Origin of the sequence: Gleimia hominis, assembly GCF_002871945.2 — a bacterium.
Classification (GTDB): domain Bacteria; phylum Actinomycetota; class Actinomycetes; order Actinomycetales; family Actinomycetaceae; genus Gleimia; species Gleimia hominis_A.
On the sequence record NZ_CP126963.1, the window covers coordinates 391,885 to 409,178 of the forward strand.

General features: G+C 58.6%; 19 protein-coding genes. All 19 read left to right on the plus strand.

The window, feature by feature from the left end:
* The first annotated feature begins 2 nt into the window (after positions 1-2).
* The 19 genes from CJ187_RS01775 (at position 3) to nucS (ending at position 17,171) form a co-directional block, all read left to right on the plus strand.
* Positions 3-1,391, plus strand: a complete 1,389-nt coding sequence (locus CJ187_RS01775) for a homoserine dehydrogenase (protein ID WP_102216019.1) — start codon at positions 3-5, stop codon at positions 1,389-1,391.
* Positions 1,392-1,394: 3 nt separating this feature from the next.
* Positions 1,395-2,333, plus strand: a complete 939-nt coding sequence (thrB, locus tag CJ187_RS01780; protein WP_102216018.1) for a homoserine kinase — start codon at positions 1,395-1,397, stop codon at positions 2,331-2,333.
* Positions 2,334-2,690: 357 nt separating this feature from the next.
* A complete protein-coding gene (gene rho, locus CJ187_RS01785) occupies positions 2,691-4,436 on the plus strand; it encodes a transcription termination factor Rho (protein ID WP_102216017.1) in 1,746 nt (581 codons plus the stop codon).
* A gap of 222 nt (positions 4,437-4,658) precedes the next feature.
* Complete coding sequence (rpmE, locus tag CJ187_RS01790; protein WP_102216016.1) at positions 4,659-4,871, plus strand: 50S ribosomal protein L31; 213 nt, start codon at positions 4,659-4,661, stop codon at positions 4,869-4,871.
* A 75-nt stretch (positions 4,872-4,946) separates the two neighbouring features.
* Positions 4,947-6,068: a peptide chain release factor 1 gene (gene prfA / locus CJ187_RS01795; RefSeq protein WP_102216015.1), complete on the plus strand. Its 1,122-nt coding sequence runs from the start codon at positions 4,947-4,949 to the stop codon at positions 6,066-6,068.
* 2 nt (positions 6,069-6,070) lie between these two features.
* On the plus strand, positions 6,071-6,889 hold the full coding sequence (gene prmC / locus CJ187_RS01800) for a peptide chain release factor N(5)-glutamine methyltransferase (RefSeq protein ID WP_102216014.1): 819 nt from the start codon (positions 6,071-6,073) through the stop codon (positions 6,887-6,889).
* 42 nt (positions 6,890-6,931) lie between these two features.
* Positions 6,932-7,555, plus strand: coding sequence for an L-threonylcarbamoyladenylate synthase (locus tag CJ187_RS01805; protein ID WP_102216013.1), 624 nt, complete (start codon positions 6,932-6,934; stop codon positions 7,553-7,555).
* The gene (locus CJ187_RS01810) at positions 7,555-8,676 is read left to right on the plus strand and encodes an MraY family glycosyltransferase (protein WP_102216012.1); all 1,122 of its coding nucleotides are present in this window, start codon (positions 7,555-7,557) and stop codon (positions 8,674-8,676) included. The genes CJ187_RS01805 and CJ187_RS01810 overlap by 1 nt, the downstream gene beginning before the upstream one ends.
* Complete coding sequence (locus tag CJ187_RS01815; RefSeq protein ID WP_102216011.1) at positions 8,663-9,073, plus strand: hypothetical protein; 411 nt, start codon at positions 8,663-8,665, stop codon at positions 9,071-9,073. Before CJ187_RS01810 ends, CJ187_RS01815 begins: the two co-directional genes overlap by 14 nt.
* Positions 9,074-9,269: 196 nt before the next feature.
* The gene (gene atpB, locus CJ187_RS01820) at positions 9,270-10,046 is read left to right on the plus strand and encodes a F0F1 ATP synthase subunit A (protein WP_233187295.1); all 777 of its coding nucleotides are present in this window, start codon (positions 9,270-9,272) and stop codon (positions 10,044-10,046) included.
* A gap of 51 nt (positions 10,047-10,097) precedes the next feature.
* The gene (atpE, locus tag CJ187_RS01825) at positions 10,098-10,301 is read left to right on the plus strand and encodes an ATP synthase F0 subunit C (RefSeq protein ID WP_102216009.1); all 204 of its coding nucleotides are present in this window, start codon (positions 10,098-10,100) and stop codon (positions 10,299-10,301) included.
* 6 nt (positions 10,302-10,307) lie between these two features.
* Positions 10,308-10,850 carry a F0F1 ATP synthase subunit B gene (locus tag CJ187_RS01830; RefSeq protein WP_350223583.1) on the plus strand — a complete coding sequence of 181 codons (543 nt, stop codon included), beginning with the start codon at positions 10,308-10,310 and terminating at the stop codon, positions 10,848-10,850.
* A 3-nt stretch (positions 10,851-10,853) separates the two neighbouring features.
* Positions 10,854-11,675 (plus strand): ATP synthase F1 subunit delta, encoded by an 822-nt coding sequence (gene atpH / locus CJ187_RS01835; RefSeq protein WP_102216008.1) that lies wholly within the window; start codon positions 10,854-10,856, stop codon positions 11,673-11,675.
* Positions 11,676-11,717: 42 nt separating this feature from the next.
* Entirely contained in the window at positions 11,718-13,346 is a 1,629-nt protein-coding gene (gene atpA, locus CJ187_RS01840; protein ID WP_102216007.1) for a F0F1 ATP synthase subunit alpha, read from the plus strand.
* 1 nt (position 13,347) lies between these two features.
* Entirely contained in the window at positions 13,348-14,259 is a 912-nt protein-coding gene (locus CJ187_RS01845) for a F0F1 ATP synthase subunit gamma (protein WP_102216006.1), read from the plus strand.
* Positions 14,260-14,274: 15 nt separating this feature from the next.
* Positions 14,275-15,723, plus strand: a complete 1,449-nt coding sequence (gene atpD, locus CJ187_RS01850) for a F0F1 ATP synthase subunit beta (protein WP_102216005.1) — start codon at positions 14,275-14,277, stop codon at positions 15,721-15,723.
* Positions 15,724-15,726: 3 nt separating this feature from the next.
* Positions 15,727-15,999: a F0F1 ATP synthase subunit epsilon gene (locus tag CJ187_RS01855; protein ID WP_102216004.1), complete on the plus strand. Its 273-nt coding sequence runs from the start codon at positions 15,727-15,729 to the stop codon at positions 15,997-15,999.
* A 17-nt stretch (positions 16,000-16,016) separates the two neighbouring features.
* On the plus strand, positions 16,017-16,421 hold the full coding sequence (locus tag CJ187_RS01860) for a DUF2550 family protein (protein WP_233187294.1): 405 nt from the start codon (positions 16,017-16,019) through the stop codon (positions 16,419-16,421).
* Between the two features lie 54 nt (positions 16,422-16,475).
* Positions 16,476-17,171: an endonuclease NucS gene (gene nucS / locus CJ187_RS01865; RefSeq protein ID WP_102216003.1), complete on the plus strand. Its 696-nt coding sequence runs from the start codon at positions 16,476-16,478 to the stop codon at positions 17,169-17,171.
* Positions 17,172-17,294: the final 123 nt, after the last annotated feature.

A 17,294-nucleotide genomic window follows, 5' to 3' on the forward strand; every position in this document is an offset into this window, starting at 1 on the left:
AGATGGCTACGCGCCCCGCGAAGGCGATAAATATCGCGGTTTTAGGAGCTGGTACGGTCGGATCCCAAGTGATCCGCTTGATCCAAGAGCGCCGGGAGGATTTGCAGCGGCGCAGTGGACTGCTGTGGAACCTCACGGCCGTGTTGGTGCGCGACCTGGATGCAGAACGCGACTATGATGTGCCCGCGAGTTTGCTCACTACCGATATCGATGAGGCACTAGCGAGCGCGGATGTTGTTGTGGAACTCATCGGGGGGATTGAACCGGCTCTCGACTATGTGAAACGCGCGTTGAAAGCGGGGGCGTGTGTGGTGACGGGCAACAAGGCGCTGCTTGCCAAACACGGTCCGGAGTTGTTTGCTCTGGCTGCCGCGAACCAGGTGGAGCTGCAGTATGAGGCCGCGGTTGCCGGGGCAGTACCGATTGTGCGTGCGCTACGTGAGGGAGTGGCGGGGGACCGGGTAAACCGCGTGCTTGGGATCGTGAATGGGACCACGAACTTTATTCTTGACCGCATGTCTACCACCGGCGCAGCCTACGATGAGGCTTTGGCGCAAGCGCAAGCACTAGGGTACGCGGAAGCGGATCCGACTGCGGACGTCGATGGTCTGGACGCGGCCGCTAAGTGCGCGCTGATGGCGTCGCTTGCGTTCGGCTGCCGCGTGCTCATCGATGATGTGTACACGGAGGGAATCCGCGCTATCACCCCCGTGCAGATCACCCGGGCGCGCGAGGCCAACATGGTGATTAAGCTCCTTGCGGTTGCCGAGCGGCGTACCACCACCACTGGGGAGGAGGGGATTGACGTGCGCGTTCACCCCGCCTTGCTGCCCGCAGGCCACCCGCTCGCATCCGTGTCGGGCGCGTTTAACGCGATCATGCTTGAGTGCGAAGCGGCCGGTGAGCTGATGTTTTTCGGTCAGGGCGCGGGCGGTGTGCCCACTGCTTCCGCCGTTCTCAGTGACCTGGTTGCCACGGCGGCGCGGCACGGACATGGGCAGCACCCGCCTTCAGAGTCGCATTACGAACAGTTTCCGGTTTTGCCGCCGCAAAGCACGCGGGTGTGCTACCAGGTGAGTTTGCTAATAAACGCCGCCGACGTCAGTTTGTCCGACGTTGTGGGCGAGTTTGCCCAGCACGGGATTTCGATCCAGTGCGCATCCCAGAAGCAAGTGTCGATCCAGTGCGCTTCCCAGAACCAAGTTATAAACGCGCAGCCGGCAAATCCTGACTTGGAAAATACGCAGGTGCAAAGCGCGGAACGGGCGAGTGTAGTCCTCATAACAAATCCGACTCCGGAATCAGATTTGCGTGAGGCCTTGGATGCGCTCCGTAGTTCCCCCACCGGGGTGCAAGTTGAGTCTGTTATCCGCGTTGAGGGGGTGGCGTAACCGATGCGTTTAGTTAACGACCAAGTGACCGTGCGGGTGCCGGCAACGAGCGCTAACTTAGGGCCCGGCTACGACTCATATGGGTTAGCGCTCAGCATGTATAACGAAGTGTCGATGCGCGCAACCACCGGCAGCACGCGGGTGCAGGTGCGGGGCGTGGGCGCTGGTGAGCTTCCCGATGGGGAAGACAATCTGATTGTCCGCGCCTTGCGAGCAGGGCTCGACTACCTGGACGTGTCCCAGGTTGGAGTTGACATGGTGACGACCAACCGGATTCCTCAGGGAGCGGGATTGGGATCGTCCGCCGCAGCGATTGTGGCCGGACTTTCCATTGCTCGAGGCCTGGTGGGCCCCGAAGCCATGTCAGACCAAACCGTGTTCCAGTTAGCTACCGAACTTGAAGGACATCCCGATAACGTGGCGCCCGCCGTGTTCGGGGGCGCCACTTTCGCGTGGATTACAACCGAAGCTCCAAAGAGTAACGGCACTGCCGAGCAGGTGGCCCGCGTGGTTCGCGTGGAACCTCCTGAAACAATTAAACCAACTGTTTTAGTTCCCCCGTATTCACTGGCGACCCGAAAGGCACGCGAAGCTCTGCCGCGCACAGTAGCGCATCCCGACGCCGCGTTTAACGTGGGCCGAGCGGGACTACTCGCGCTTGTAATGGCGGGAGTGGCGGACACTCGTTACTTATTTGAAGCAACTGAAGATAAATTGCATCAAGACGCCCGGGCAGAATGCATGCCCGCCTCCCACGCACTCGTCACGTTCTTGCGAGAACAAGGAATGCCCGCCGTTATTTCCGGAGCGGGGCCAACCGTCCTGATACTGGGCGAGTTGAGCGCGCAGCAACAAGAAGATGCGGCAGCCAGCGGGTGGCGCGTACACCGTTTAGACGTGTGTAACCAAGGTACGAGCATCGAAGCGCGACGAAAATCATAATTTTTGCTCGATCTGTAATGTATTTTAAAAAGAAAGGCTGCTAAACTCGAAGTAAATGGTTAAGGCAATACGCTATTAACCATCGAGCAGCACGTGGCAGAAAGTGCTAAACGATGCGCACCAACTGGCATATGCTGAATCATTAAAGCTTATTCACACCGTTCCTCGATTCCATTGTGAGTATTAGGAAAGGCTTGTGGATTGCGAAAGTATTCGCAGCTTCATCCCACGAAGAACGGTACGTGAATACACGTATGTTCAACAACGAACATAATTTAGTGGCTACAATGTAGCATCATCAGTGAGGAAAAACGCTTGAGCGAGAATCCAAAACCCAAGAGGCGCGCAATCTCAACGATGCGCCTGGCACAACTGCGCGAACTAGCAGAAGAAATGAACCTGCCAGTAACCGATAAGATGCGGCGTCCAGAACTCATCGACGCGATCCGCGCCGCCGGGGGAGGCGGCAAACGAGGACGACCGCGCAAAACGGAAACTGAAGCGAAACAAACTTCCCAAACCCCAGCGGGCTCGACCAAAACAAACGGCCAGCAGCCGCAAAAAGGCGAGGGGAAACCTCAGGAACACGGAAAAGAAGACGCGCACGCCAGTAGAGGCAACTCGCGCCGCCGTCGCAACCAGAGCGCGGGCGAGGCGAACGCTAAAGATATTCAGCTGGATGTGAAAAAAGAACTTGGTTCGCAGCACCGCGACAACAAACACGACCAGCACAAAGAAGGCGACCACGCGACTTCTGACTCGTCATCAAACGTGTCGGAACTGAGCGACATTAAACTCCCTTCTGCCGATAACAAGCAGGACGATTCCCGTAACGACGGGCGGAACAGCCGCCGGCGAAATCGCAACAACGACAATAATCGCGATGACGACCGCGGGGGACGCCGCCGGCGCGGACGCGACCGGGGTAAACGCCGCAATGGTCGCGACGACGCCCCTGAAATCAGGGAAGACGACGTGCTGATCCCCATTGGGGGCATCCTCGACGTGCAGGAAAACCACGCGTTCATCCGCACATCTGGTTACCTGCAGGGGCCGAACGACGTGTACGTAACCCTCGGGAACGTGCGCCGGTGGAACCTCCGCCCAGGTGACGCCGTGGTGGGGGCGGTGCGGCAGCCACGCGAAAACGAGCGGCCGCGCCAGCGGTACAACGCGTTAGTGAAAGTTGACACGGTGAATGGCTTGACGGTTGATCAAGCTGGGCAGCGCCGCGAGTTCAACAAACTCACCCCGCTTTACCCCACGGAACAGCTGCGGTTAGAAACCACGCCGAAAGCCATCACCCCAAGGATCATCGACCTGGTTTCCCCAATCGGGAAGGGGCAGCGCGGTCTCATCGTCTCCCCACCGAAGGCCGGCAAGACCACGGTGATGCAGCAGATCGCAAACGCGATTGCGCAAAACAACCCGGAGGTACACCTGATGGTCGTGCTCGTAGACGAGCGGCCAGAAGAGGTTACCGACATGCAGCGCACCGTTAAAGGGGAAGTGATTGCCTCGACGTTCGACCGGCCGGCAACGGATCACACGGCCGTTGCAGAACTGGCGATTGAGCGGGCGAAACGACTTGTGGAACTCGGGCAAGACGTAGTGGTACTGCTGGATTCGCTGACCCGACTGGGGCGGGCTTACAACCTCGCTTCCCCGGCGTCTGGGCGAATCTTGTCCGGTGGTGTGGATGCGTCCGCTCTGTTCCCACCGAAGCGTTTCTTCGGTGCCGCTCGCAATATTGAAGAGGGCGGATCCCTCACGATCGTCGCATCCGCACTGGTGGAAACCGGTTCGAAGATGGACGAAGTGATTTTCGAGGAGTTCAAAGGTACCGGCAACATGGAACTGCGGTTGTCTCGCGACCTCGCCGAACGACGCATCTTCCCAGCTGTGGACGTGAATGCTTCGGGCACGCGGCGTGAGGAAGTCCTGTTTAAGAAGGAAGAGCTGCAGATCATGTGGCGGTTGCGCCGCGTGCTCGGCACGTTGGAGCAGCAGCCCGCACTGGAACTGGTGTTGGATCGTCTGAAAGACACGCAGTCTAACGCGGAGTTTTTGATGATGGTCGCTAAGACCATGCCGAACAAGTAACTTCCAATCGCTAAAGGTGAGCTATTTTACGCCTTTGCTTGTGGAAAAAACTTGTTTACCGTGTAAAAATAGTCGAGGTTCCGGTTCACCACCACGCTGCCTGAGCACAGCTTAGGCAGTTGGAGATGCCGGCTTGTGAAGGTCACAAGTCCGCTAACCCGGCCCCAACAATCGGGGTGATGCGTGGACCCGGTTTCCTCGAATTCCTTAAGGAGTAACCAAATGAAACAGGGTATTCACCCCGACTACAACGAGATCACGGTAACCTGCACGTGCGGGAACAGTTTCCAGACGCGTTCCACACTGCCAGGACCGGACTTGCGCGTAGACGTGTGCTCGAACTGCCACCCGTTCTACACGGGTAAGCAGAAGATTATGGATACGGGCGGTCGCGTTGCCCGCTTCGAGGCCCGTTACGGCAAACGCAAGAAGTAGCTTTAAGCATTCGGCGCCGCCCTACCAGGGTGGCGCCGTTTCGTATACTAGAGGCCGGCCCCGAAGTGTAAGGAGATGGAGATAGTGAGCACGTACAGCCACGAGTTGGAGGCCGTACAACCCCGGTTAGATGAATACCACGAGGTGGAACAGGCTTTAGCTGACCCTGAGGTCCTTGGTGACCGAGTACAGTCACGTAAACTCGCGAAACGATTCTCCGAACTGGGGGCCGTTAAAAACGCCACCGACGCGTTCCGTTCTGCTCTGGAGGACCTGGAGGCAGCGCAAGAAATGGCGCAGGAGGACCCGTCTTTCGCCGATGAGCTCCCCGGCTTGGAGCAGCGGTTAGAAACGGCGCATGACAAGTTCCTCAAGATCCTAATTCCACGCGACCCACAGGATGCGGACGACGTCATTTTGGAAGTCAAAGCTGGTGAGGGCGGGGAAGAATCCGCGCTGTTCGCCGCGGACCTGGCGCGCATGTACTCCCGATATGCGGAAGCGAAGGGGTGGAAGGTGAAGGAAATGGCTTCCACGCCGACGGAACTGGGTGGGTTCAAAGACATCACCCTGTCGATCGCAGCGAAAGGAAATGTGCCGCCTGAGGAGGGCGTCTGGGCGCATCTGAAGTACGAAGGTGGGGTGCACAGGGTGCAGCGCGTGCCGGTAACGGAGTCGCAGGGGCGCGTGCACACTTCCGCGGCGGGGGTTCTGGTGGTTCCCGAAGTGGAGGAAGATGACGACGAGGTCGTGATCGACAAGAACGATATCCGCGTGGACGTGTTCCGATCCTCCGGGCCAGGAGGGCAGTCAGTGAACACGACGGATTCGGCGGTGCGGATGACGCACTTGCCAACCGGCATCGTTGTGTCCATGCAGAACGAGAAGAGTCAGATTCAAAACCGCGAAGCCGCTATGCGGGTGCTGAAAGCCCGGTTGGCGCAGTTGGAACGCGAGAAGAAAGAGGCGGAAGCGCAGGCGGTGCGTGCTTCACAGGTGCGGACTGTTGACCGCTCTGAGCGGATCCGCACCTACAACTTCCCAGAGAACCGGATTGCCGACCACCGCACGGGGTACAAGGCGTACAATCTGTCGAACGTGCTGGAGGGCGAGTTGGGGCCCGTAATCGACTCCGCCATTGAGATGGATGAGCAGCAGCGCATGGATGAGGCTGGGGCTGGACGAGCGGATAAGTAGTCTTGGCAGAGCTCACCCAGGCACTGTGGATCCAGTCGGTGCAGCAGCTGCGCGGCAGCGGGATCGAGTCAGCTGAGGCGGATGCGACCGCCATTTTTGTGGAGGTCCTGGCTGCCCCGCGGTTCTTATGGCCCCTGGAAACACCTCGGGTGGAGGCAGAGCAGATCCGCCAGATGGTTACCGACCGGGCCCGCCGCCGGCCACTGCAGCACGTGTTGGGCCGCATGTATTTTCTGGGTTTGGAACTAAAAGCTGGGCCCGGGGTGTTTTGTGTGCGGCCCGAAACGGAGTACATGACGGACTGGGCGTTGCGCCACCTGCCGATGCGCCGCGCATTAGACCTGTGCACTGGTTCAGGGGCGATCGCACTGGCAATTGCCGCCAAGAACAAGATCCCGGTAAAAGCGGTGGAGCTCGATGCCCGCGCCTTGGATTATGCGCGCGCGAACGGTGCTGCTCTCGATCTGGAGGTGGAATGGGTCCGTGGTGACGCCACCGCGTTCAACCCCGCACTGGGCTTGTTTGACCTGGTCGTGTCGAACCCGCCGTATATTCCCCAGCGGGACCTACCCGCAGAAACCGACTGGGATCCACGCATCGCCCTGTGGGGCGGTGGGGAGAGTGGCATGCAGATTCCCGAGCAGATCATCACGGTTGCCTTCCAGTACTTGAGGGGCGGCGGGTACCTCGTGATGGAACACGACGATACGCAAGGTAAAGCTTGTGCCCAAGTGGCGAATGAAATCGGTTTTGAGGATGTTGAGATCCACCGGGACTTGGCGGGTCGCGAGCGGTTCATATCCGCTCGGAAGCCAGGTTGAACGGCTTTGCGGGTCGATAAGATTGTGTATGGAGGGCAATTTATGGAGAATATTGATGCCACGCGTGAGGCACTAGGTGCTGCTCAGTTGAAGCAAATTCGGCAGATTGTGGCCGAAGAGGGGATTTTGGTGCTGCCCACGGACACGGTTTACGGCATCGGTGCAGACCCCTATTCGACGGATGCGGTGAACGCGGTACTAGCGGCAAAAGGTCGCGGTAGGCAAATGCCCCCGCCCGTGCTCGTAGCCGACGTGGAAAGCGCCGAAAAAGTGAGCGCCCACGTGAGTTCCGTGGCGCGCAAACTCATGGAAGCGTTTTGGCCCGGCGGCCTCACCCTCATCCTTCCCACGGCGAAAGACTTGCACTACGACCTGGGGGACATCAAAGACACGATTGCGGTGCGGATGCCAGACAACCCCGTGGCGCTCCAGATTCTGCGTGCGGTTGGCCCGCTGGCCGTGACGTCGGCGAACTTAACGGGACAAAGCCCAGCCACGGACGTGGACGCGGCGCGCGCATACTTTCAAGACAAAGTCGACCTGTACGTGGATGGTGGGCCCACGCCAGGTGGGGTGCCCTCAACGATCGTGGATGTAACCGGCGAACCGAAAATCGTGCGCTCGGGGGTTCTAGATGACACGGAAGTTCGCAGGTACTGGGCCTGATGTTGCCCTACGTTGCGATCACCTGCGTGGCAGCGCTCGTCACTGTGATAGTTACGGGCGTGTGCCGAAAGGTGGCGTGGCGGTTTAAGATTCTCACCCCGGTTAGAGAACGTGACGTTCACACCGAACCGATCCCACGTTTAGGCGGCATCGGAATCGCCACCGGGTTCATCGCGAGCCTCGCGCTCGCCGCCGGGCTCCCCGCTTTCGCCGGCCTGTTCGCAGACCGGCAGCTGTGGACACTCATGGTCGGCACCGCCGCGATCGCACTGCTCGGCCTCGTCGATGACATCTGGGAGTTGGATTGGGCGGCGAAACTCGCCGGACAAATCCTAGTTGCCGGCGGCCTCGCTTACGGGGGAGTGCAGCTAATTTCGATTCCCCTATTCGGCGTCAGCGTCGGCTCCTCCCGCCTGTCCTTGCTCCTCACCGTCCTCATTTTTGTCACGTTCATAAACGCCGTGAACTTCGTTGACGGTTTAGACGGGTTAGCGTCGGGCATTATTGCGATAAGTGCGGTCGCGTTTTTTCTGTACTGCCTCTTACTTGAGGGTAGCTCGGGTTTAATCAGTTACATCACTCCTGCGAAACTCACCATCGCTGCCCTCCTGGGCGCGTGTTTAGGATTCCTTCCGCACAACTTCCACCCGGCCCGAATTTTCATGGGCGACAGTGGTTCCATGAGTCTGGGGGTAATCGTGGCTGCGGCGGACGTAATGGTCACGGGACAGCTGAACCCCGCGGTGCTGGGCAACCGGCAGATCCTCGCGGCGATCCTCCCGATTGCACTTGCTCTCCTGGTGGTTGCGATTCCTCTGCTCGACATGATCCTGGCGGTCCTGCGCCGCCTGGCCAGGGGGCAATCACCGTTCAAAGCCGACCGCGGGCACTTGCATCACCGGCTGTTACGCCGCGGGCATTCACACCGCTGGGTGGTGTTCATCATGTACTTGTGGACCGCCGTGATTTTGTTTCCTACAGTCGCGCTAATCCAGTTCAGCCCCCCGCTCGTCGCCGCTATCACGGCGCCGGTGATACTCGCACTCCTGGCGCTAACTGCTAACGTGTTCTCAGGATTCACAATCAAACCAAGGCGAAAGAGGAACCATGACCACGCGTAAGCCCGGCCTAGTGCACGCCGTGCGCACAACCATTCGCAACCTCGTGCTCGCAGCCGTCGGCGTAATGATCGTGAGCGCCGCGATCGGGGCATTATTCTCTCCCTCGGTGGCAGTCGCTGCAGCATGTGGGGGGCTAATTGGCGTCGCGCTCGCGGGGATCAATGCCGGGACCCTATGGTATTCGTCGCAGCACAAACAACTGCTCGGTGCCTTCATCATGGGCGACTACCTACTGAAATTCCTTGTGATTTTAGCCACTATACTGATTGTTCGGTCAACCGGAATTTTACCGCTAAAACCCCTAGCGGGAGTTCTGGTAGCATCCTTCGTGATTCAAACTGCCGTGCAGATCTTCACACTCTCGCGCAACCGCGGCCCCGTAGTGGATCCAAAATAGTACCGGACGCCGGTCGGAGAAACTACCCTTTTTGCCGGTAAAACTGCTAAACTCGCTGAGGCAGATGGCATTGAAGCCGCACTACTTCATCTATAGTTTGTAGTGAGTTTCAGGCAGCCTAGACGCCAAACATATTCGATCGCCAACCTGGGGGTGCATTCAACTGCTCGCAACGCTATCAACCCATTTCACCGCGTTGGCTACGGGAATATTAGCGGCCAAACCTGGGATCGATGATTTCTTCCCAGACCCGATTCTCTTCGAAGGCACGATCTTCCAGATGAACCGCATGGTGCTCATCCGCATCATCGCCACCCTCGCGCTCGTGCTGATTTTCTCAACTGGTGCGGCGCGCGCGAAGATCATTCCCTCAAAAGGCCAGCAACTGCTAGAGATGCCCCTGCTGTTTGTGCGGGACTTCGTCGCGGTTAACAACCTGGGGCCAAACACGGGCCGCAAATACGCGCCGCTGCTGACAATCATCTTCCTCGGCGTCCTGTTCATGAATATCACCGGCGTCATCCCGGGCCTCAACATCGCGGCGTCTTCCGTGGTGGCCGTGCCGATTGTATTCGCCGTACTGTCGTATATCATGTTCATTGGCGCGGGAATCAAAGCCCAAGGTGTGGGCAAGTTCTTCAAATCTCAGCTGTTCCCACCCGGCGTGCCCTGGCCGCTGTACATCATTTTGACGCCAATCGAAGCGTTCTCAACATTCATTGTGCGGCCCGCAACGCTGGTTATCCGTCTGCTCGCCAACATGCTGGCTGGGCACATGATGATGGCCATCTGCTTCTTCGGCACCCACTACCTATTCTTCCAAGCAACCGGATTCGTTAAAGCCGCGGGCGCACTGACCCTAGCGGGGTCAATCATGTTCGTGGCGTTCGAAATATTCGTGGCCGGTCTGCAGGCGTTCATCTTCACGATCCTCACGACCGTGTACATCAAGATGTCTGTCCAAAGCCATTAGGAACCAACAAAGCGCTTCGGCGCACAACAAGATAGAAAAGGAATAGTACAAATGACTGGTACTCTCGCAGCGATCGGGTACGGCCTAGCGACCCTCGGCCCCGGTATTGGCCTGGGCCTCATGATTGGCAAGACCCAAGAGGCTACCGCACGGCAGCCAGAAGTTGCCTCCACCCTAGCCACGAACATGTACATCGGTATGGCGTTGATTGAGGCCTTGGGTCTGATTGGCCTAGTCCCACTGTTCGTAGGTTAATTCCCCATGATGTATGCTCCAATGCAGGCAGGTGAGCATAATATCTTCTTGCCACCTGCCTATGACATCCTCTGGTCGGTAGTCTGCCTCGTAATTATTGGCGTCGTCCTGTACTACTTTGCGCTGCCTAAGTTCTACGCGGTGCTGGATAAACGGGAAAACACCATTAAAGAAGGGCTCGCTGCCACCCAGAAAGCGGAAGAAGCGCAGGCACTGGCTGAACGGCGCCTCGACGAAACGCTTGCCAAAGCCCACAAAGAAGCCGGCGAGATTCGCACTAAGGCCAACGAAGAAGCGAAAGCGATCCTAGATAAGGCTCGCGAGGAGGCCCGTGCGGAAGTAACCCGGATCGTTGACAACGGCCAGCGGCAAGTTGAAGCAGACCGTCAAGCAGCGGAGATTTCACTGCGCACGGACCTCGGTCTCCTCGCCACTGAGCTGGCGGAGAAGATCGTGGGGGAACACCTCAAAAATACGGAACTATCTGCGCGGGTCGTAGATCGATTCCTCGACGACTTAGAACGCGAAAGCGTAACAGAAGGGCGATAAAGCATGCGGGCATCGAGTGCGCAAACACTACATGCAGCCACGCGCACGTTACGTACCGTGTTCGCACAAGAACACGTAGACGCAATGGCAGCAGCAGAGAACCTGTTTGGCCTATCCGACCTGGCGCGGAAATCCCGTCGGGTTCGGGGGGCGATCTCAGATCCGTCCCGCAGCGGCGAAGACAAGGAAGCGTTCGTGCAGAACCTGCTGCGTGGCGGCGTGCAAGATGCCACCGTGAAAATCGCCCAAACCCTAGCGCGCGGCACGTGGTCCAGTGCTGACGACGTGGCGGACGTGTTTGAACTGTTGGGGATGCAAGCGGTACTAGAAGCAGCGGTACTCGCGGGCGTTTTAGAGCAGACGCAAAAAGAACTGCATCAAGTGCAAGCTTTGCTGGTGGATGAACGCGAACTGCGCAACGCGCTGTCCGACCTGGGGGTTGGCAGTGCTCACGACCGAGCCCACTTCGCCGCCCGCCTGCTGGATGGGCACGTCAACCAGTACACCTCTAGACTAGTTCGCCGCGCGGTACGCCTATCCGTCCACGGACGGCTCACGGCCCGCCTGCACCACATCATCGACCTGGCTGCGAACAGGCAGAAACAGCGCGTGGCGGAAGTGACGGTGGCGCGCCCACTGAGTGCCCAGCAGCAAACCCGCCTGCAATCCATCCTGGAACGCAAGCATGGCGGATCCGTTACTTTGAACGTGATGGTGGATCCAGACCTCATGGGCGGAATGCGGATAGTGATGGGGAGCGAAGCGGTGAACGCGACGGTACGCTCCGAGATCCGCCAGGCGCGACGCGCAATGGTGGGAAAATAGTAGTACGAGTGACAAAAATGAGAAACGGTGAGGACAAGCTCAATGGCTGAACTTTCAATCCAGCCCGACCAAATCAGAGCGGCTCTGGACAGTTTCGTGGAATCCTACGAACCCTCCGACAACGCAGCTGAAGAAATCGGGCACGTTACACAAGCAGCGGACGGTATCGCTCACGTTGAGGGACTGCCCGGAACGATGGCCAACGAGCTACTGCGGTTCGAAGACGGCACGCTTGGTCTAGCATTGAACCTCGACGTGCGCGAAATCGGCGTAATCATCCTGGGTAACTTCAAAGGAATCGACGAGGGCCAAGAAGTTTACCGCACCGGAGACGTGCTGTCGGTACCCGTTGGAGACGGCTATCTAGGGCGCGTCGTAGACCCGCTAGGACACCCAATCGACGGCCTGGGGGAAGTAACCGACATGGAAGGCACCCGCGCGCTGGAGCTGCAAGCCCCAGGCGTGATGATGCGTAAATCCGTGCATGAGCCGCTCGAAACCGGGTTGAAAGCCATTGACTCCATGATCCCGATTGGACGCGGACAGCGGCAGCTAATCATCGGAGACCGGCAGACCGGTAAAACCCAGATTGCCCTGGATGCAATTATGAACCAGCGGAAGAACTGGGAAAGTGGTGACCCGAACAAGCAGGTACGGTGCATTTACGTTGCGATCGGCCAAAAGGGCTCCACGATCGCGGGCGTGCGCCGCCAGCTAGAAGAAGCGGGGGCGTTAGAGTACACGACGATTATCGCCTCCCCAGCCTCCGACCCCGCCGGCTTCAAATACCTCGCCCCCTACACCGGGTCCGCCATTGGACAGCACTGGATGTACGCGGGTAAACACGTCCTCATCGTATTTGATGACCTATCGAAACAAGCGGAAGCCTACCGTGCGGTGTCCCTATTGTTGCGCCGCCCACCGGGCCGAGAAGCATACCCCGGTGACGTGTTCTACCTGCACTCGCGCCTACTGGAACGCTGCGCGAAACTGTCAGACGAACTGGGGGGCGGCTCAATGACGGGCCTGCCGATAATCGAGACGAAAGCCAATGACGTCTCGGCGTACATCCCCACGAACGTTATTTCTATTACCGACGGCCAGATCTTCCTCCAGTCCGACCTGTTCAACGCTGGGCAACGACCCGCCGTGGACGTCGGCATCTCCGTGTCTCGCGTCGGTGGGGACGCGCAGGTGAAAGCCATGAAGAAGGTAGCTGGGACGCTCAAGATCACGTTGGCGCAGTACCGTTCGCAAGCGGCATTCGCGATGTTCGCCTCCGACTTGGACGCCACCACGCGCCGGCAACTCACGCGCGGTGAACGCCTCATGGAACTACTGAAACAACCCCAGGCAACCCCGTACGAAATCCCCGACCAAGTTGCTTCCATCTGGGCGGGTACGAACGGTTACATGGACGACATTCCAGTGGAGTCCGTGAAAGAGTTTGAACGCGGCCTACTGGACCACCTGCATGCGCAAGGTAGCGTGCTGGAACTGATTGCGACCAGTGGGAAGCTTGAACCAGACACAGAAGAAGCGCTGCGCCACGAAGTGGAAACGTATCTGAAGGGATTCAAATACGAAAAAGGTCTTGTGACCGATAAGCAAAAAGGTGACGCTCAAGCCGAAGTGACGCAGGAGCAGATCGTTCGAGGTAAGAAGGCCTAACATGGGCGGTAACCAGCGGATCTACAAGCAGAAGATCTCCTCCACGCAAACCCTGAAGAAGGTGTTCCGCGCGATGGAGCTGATCGCAGCGTCCCGAATTGGGCGTGCCCGCCGCTACGCCGACCAGTCGGGCCCCTACGAAAAAGCCCTATCCCAAGCCGTCGCAGCGGTCGCATTGCACGGCGAACTGCATCACCCACTCACCTCTGAACGCACAGACACGAACCGGGTTGCGGTGCTTACCGTAACCTCGGACCGAGGTATGGCGGGGGCGTATTCGGCCAATATATTGCGCGAGACCGAACGGCTCGTAGAAAAACTCGTGGCGCAGGGAGCAGACCCGGTGCTGTTCGCCTCGGGACGTCGGGCAGGCTCGTACTTTCGGTTCCGCGATCGGGAACTGGAGAAAACCTGGGAAGGTGAGTCAGACGCGCCATCAGTGGAACTGATCCGCGACATCGCGGACACGGTGCTGGACTACTTCCTCGACCCCGACCCCGCGCGGGGAGTGTCGAAACTCTACTTGGTGTTCACGCGTTTCAAGAACCTGGTTGTGCAAGTTCCTGAGGTGCGGCAAATGCTGCCGCTAACCGTGGTGGACGCGCCCGAATCTGAAGACGATTCGGAGCCTCAGGAGCGGGACTTGTATCCACTGTACGAGTTCGAACCCAATGAGGGCGCGGTGCTGGACGCACTGCTTCCGCTGTATGTGGAAAGCCGGATCCGCAACGCACTGCTGCAGGCAGCGGCTTCGGAATTGGCGTCGCGCCAACGCGCGATGCACACGGCCACGGAGAACGCGGATGAGATCATCACGGACTACACGCGGATGGCTAACGCGGCTCGCCAGGGCGAGATCACACAGGAAATCACAGAAATCGTATCGGGCGCCGACGCGCTTTCAAACGGCTGAGTAAGGAATGGAAATATGACGGAAAACTCCGAAAAGACACCTGGCGTTGGGCGCATCGCTCGCGTCATCGGTCCGGTGGTTGACATTGAGTTTCCACCCGATCAGATGCCGCAGATGTACAACGCTCTGACCGTGGATTTTACGCTCGCCACGGAGGATTCTAAAGAAGAGCAGACGCTCACCATGGAGGTGGCTCAGTTCCTGGGCGACAACCTGGTTCGCGCGATCGCCCTCAAGCCGACGGATGGCCTGGTGCGCGGGCTGAAAGTTACGGATACGGGCGCGCCCATCAGCGTGCCGGTTGGGGAAGTGACGCTCGGGAAGGTATTTAACGTCACCGGTGAGTGCTTAAACCTCAAACCGGGAGAAACGTTGGAGGTGAAGGAGCGGTGGCCGATTCACCGCAACCCACCAGCGTTTGATGAACTGGAACCAAAAACCCAGATGTTCGAAACTGGGATCAAGGTAATCGACTTGCTCACCCCGTACGTGCAGGGCGGTAAGATCGGCCTGTTCGGTGGCGCGGGTGTGGGCAAGACCGTGCTGATCCAAGAAATGATTCAACGCGTCGCCCAAAACCACGGTGGTGTATCCGTATTCGCCGGGGTGGGGGAACGTACCCGTGAGGGCAACGATCTGATCCACGAAATGGCAGACGCCGGGGTATTCGACAAGACCGCACTGGTGTTCGGGCAGATGGACGAACCGCCGGGCACGCGTCTGCGGATCGCGCTTACGGGCCTGACGATGGCGGAGTACTTCCGCGACGTGCGCAACCAGGACGTGCTGCTGTTCATTGACAACATCTTCCGGTTCACCCAGGCGGGTTCCGAAGTGTCGACCCTATTGGGGCGCATGCCATCCGCAGTGGGCTACCAGCCGAACTTGGCTGACGAAATGGGACAGCTGCAAGAACGGATTACCTCCGCGGGCGGTCACTCGATTACCTCCATGCAGGCGATCTACGTGCCGGCTGATGACTACACGGACCCCGCGCCTGCGACCACGTTCGCGCACTTGGATGCCACCACGGAACTGTCCCGTGACATTGCGTCGCGAGGCCTGTACCCAGCGGTGGACCCACTCGCCTCAACGTCACGTATCCTGGACCCCACGTACATCGGGCAGGACCACTACGAAGTGGCGAACCGCGTGAAGTCGATTCTGCAAAAGAACAAGGAACTGCAAGACATCATCGCGATTTTGGGGGTTGACGAACTGTCTGAAGAGGACAAGATCGCGGTCGCACGCGCCCGTCGGATTGAACAGTTCTTGTCGCAAAACACGTACATGGCAGAGAAGTTCACGGGTGTGGAAGGCTCCACAGTGCCCTTGGACGAGACGATCGAGGCGTTCCGCCGGCTTTGCGACGGCGAATACGACCACATTCCGGAACAGGCATTCTTCAACATCGGGGGGATCGAAGACCTCGAACGTGCCTACGCTGAGATTCAGAAGGCGTAACCGATGGCCGACCAGAAAATGCTGTCAGTCCAAGTGGTTTCGCGCACCGACGTGCTGTGGGACGGCAAGGCCGCGATGGTGTCCGTCCCCAGCGTCGACGGGCAGCTGGGGATACTGCCGGGCCGCCAACCCGTGATCGCGGCGCTTGGACGCGGTACCATGACCATTAAGGGCAGTGACGACCAGTCGCACGAAGTCCAGGTGTCTGGAGGGTTCGTTTCGCTAGATTCGGACCACGTGACTGTCGTTATGGATAACGACACTATGGATGCTTAAACGAGGAGGGGGAGATCGTGGTGGCGTGGATTCTGTGGCTCATCGGTCTCCTCTTGCTCGCTGCTGCGGCGGCAATCTTGTTCCTGCTGGTACGGGTGCGGATGATCGGGCGGATTGTCGGCACGTTTGAATGCTGGGTACGGCCCGATAATTCCTCCGGCTGGGTGTACGGCATGGCACGGTTTGGCTCCCGGGAGTTCCAGTGGTTCCGCCTGGTTGGGTTTTACGTTGGACCGCAGTTTCGGATGCCCCGCGTGGGGATGACGGTGTCGAATCCGATTGCTCGTTCCGATGGCAATATGGTTGAGGTAATTGTTGAATCCGCGGGCCGGCGCATGCACATCGCCACTCGGACTCACTGGTACAACGGGATTGTCTCGTGGGTGGAGTCTGGCCCGCCCATGTCGCGGTTAGATCTCTAAGTGACTAACCTAGATAAATCCAAGACCATTAGATTCTAACCGGAAAGGTACTTAGTGCGGATCGTTATTGCCCAGTGTTCCGTAGATTATTCCGGCCGTTTAGACGCCCACCTGCCCCTAGCGAAACGCACCGTAATGATTAAAGGCGATGGGTCAGTGTTAGTGCATTCCGACGGTGGTTCCTACAAACCCCTGAACTGGATGAATGCACCCTGCCGGCTAACAGTGCGTGAGCCCGATGAGGACGAAGCCTACGAGGGTTTCCAAGAGGTATGGATAGTGCAGGCCGCGAAGACGAACGATTCCCTCGTGATTCGGGTGGGGGAGAAGTATTTGGATCATGAGGAACCCTTGGGACTCGACACGGGTCTAATTAAAGACGGGGTGGAAGCGCATCTGCAGGAACTGTTGGCAGACCAGGTGGAGATCCTGGGCCAGGGATGGCGGCTGGTGCGTCGCGAATACCCGACTGCGATTGGGCCGGTGGACTTGCTGGTGCGCGATGACGCGTCGAATCCCGTGGCGGTGGAGGTGAAGCGGCGCGGGGGAATGGATGGGGTGGAACAACTCACCCGGTATTTAGAGTTGCTCGCGCGCGACCCGTTGTTAGCTGGTATCCGCGGCGTCTTCGCAGCGCAAGAGATTTCCCGGCAAGCCCGCACGCTGGCGCAGGACCGGGGAATCCGCTGCGTGATCTTGGATTACGATGCGATGCGCGGCGTTGACGACATAGATGCGCGCTTGTTCTAGAGCCTAGGGTGCGTGTTTGTGCTTGGACCACAGATGCGCGCTTGTTCTAGACTCATGGGTCAAGCGCGCACTAACCGTTTTGGTGGTAGCGTAGTAACCTGACTTATTTAGTAATGAGGAGGT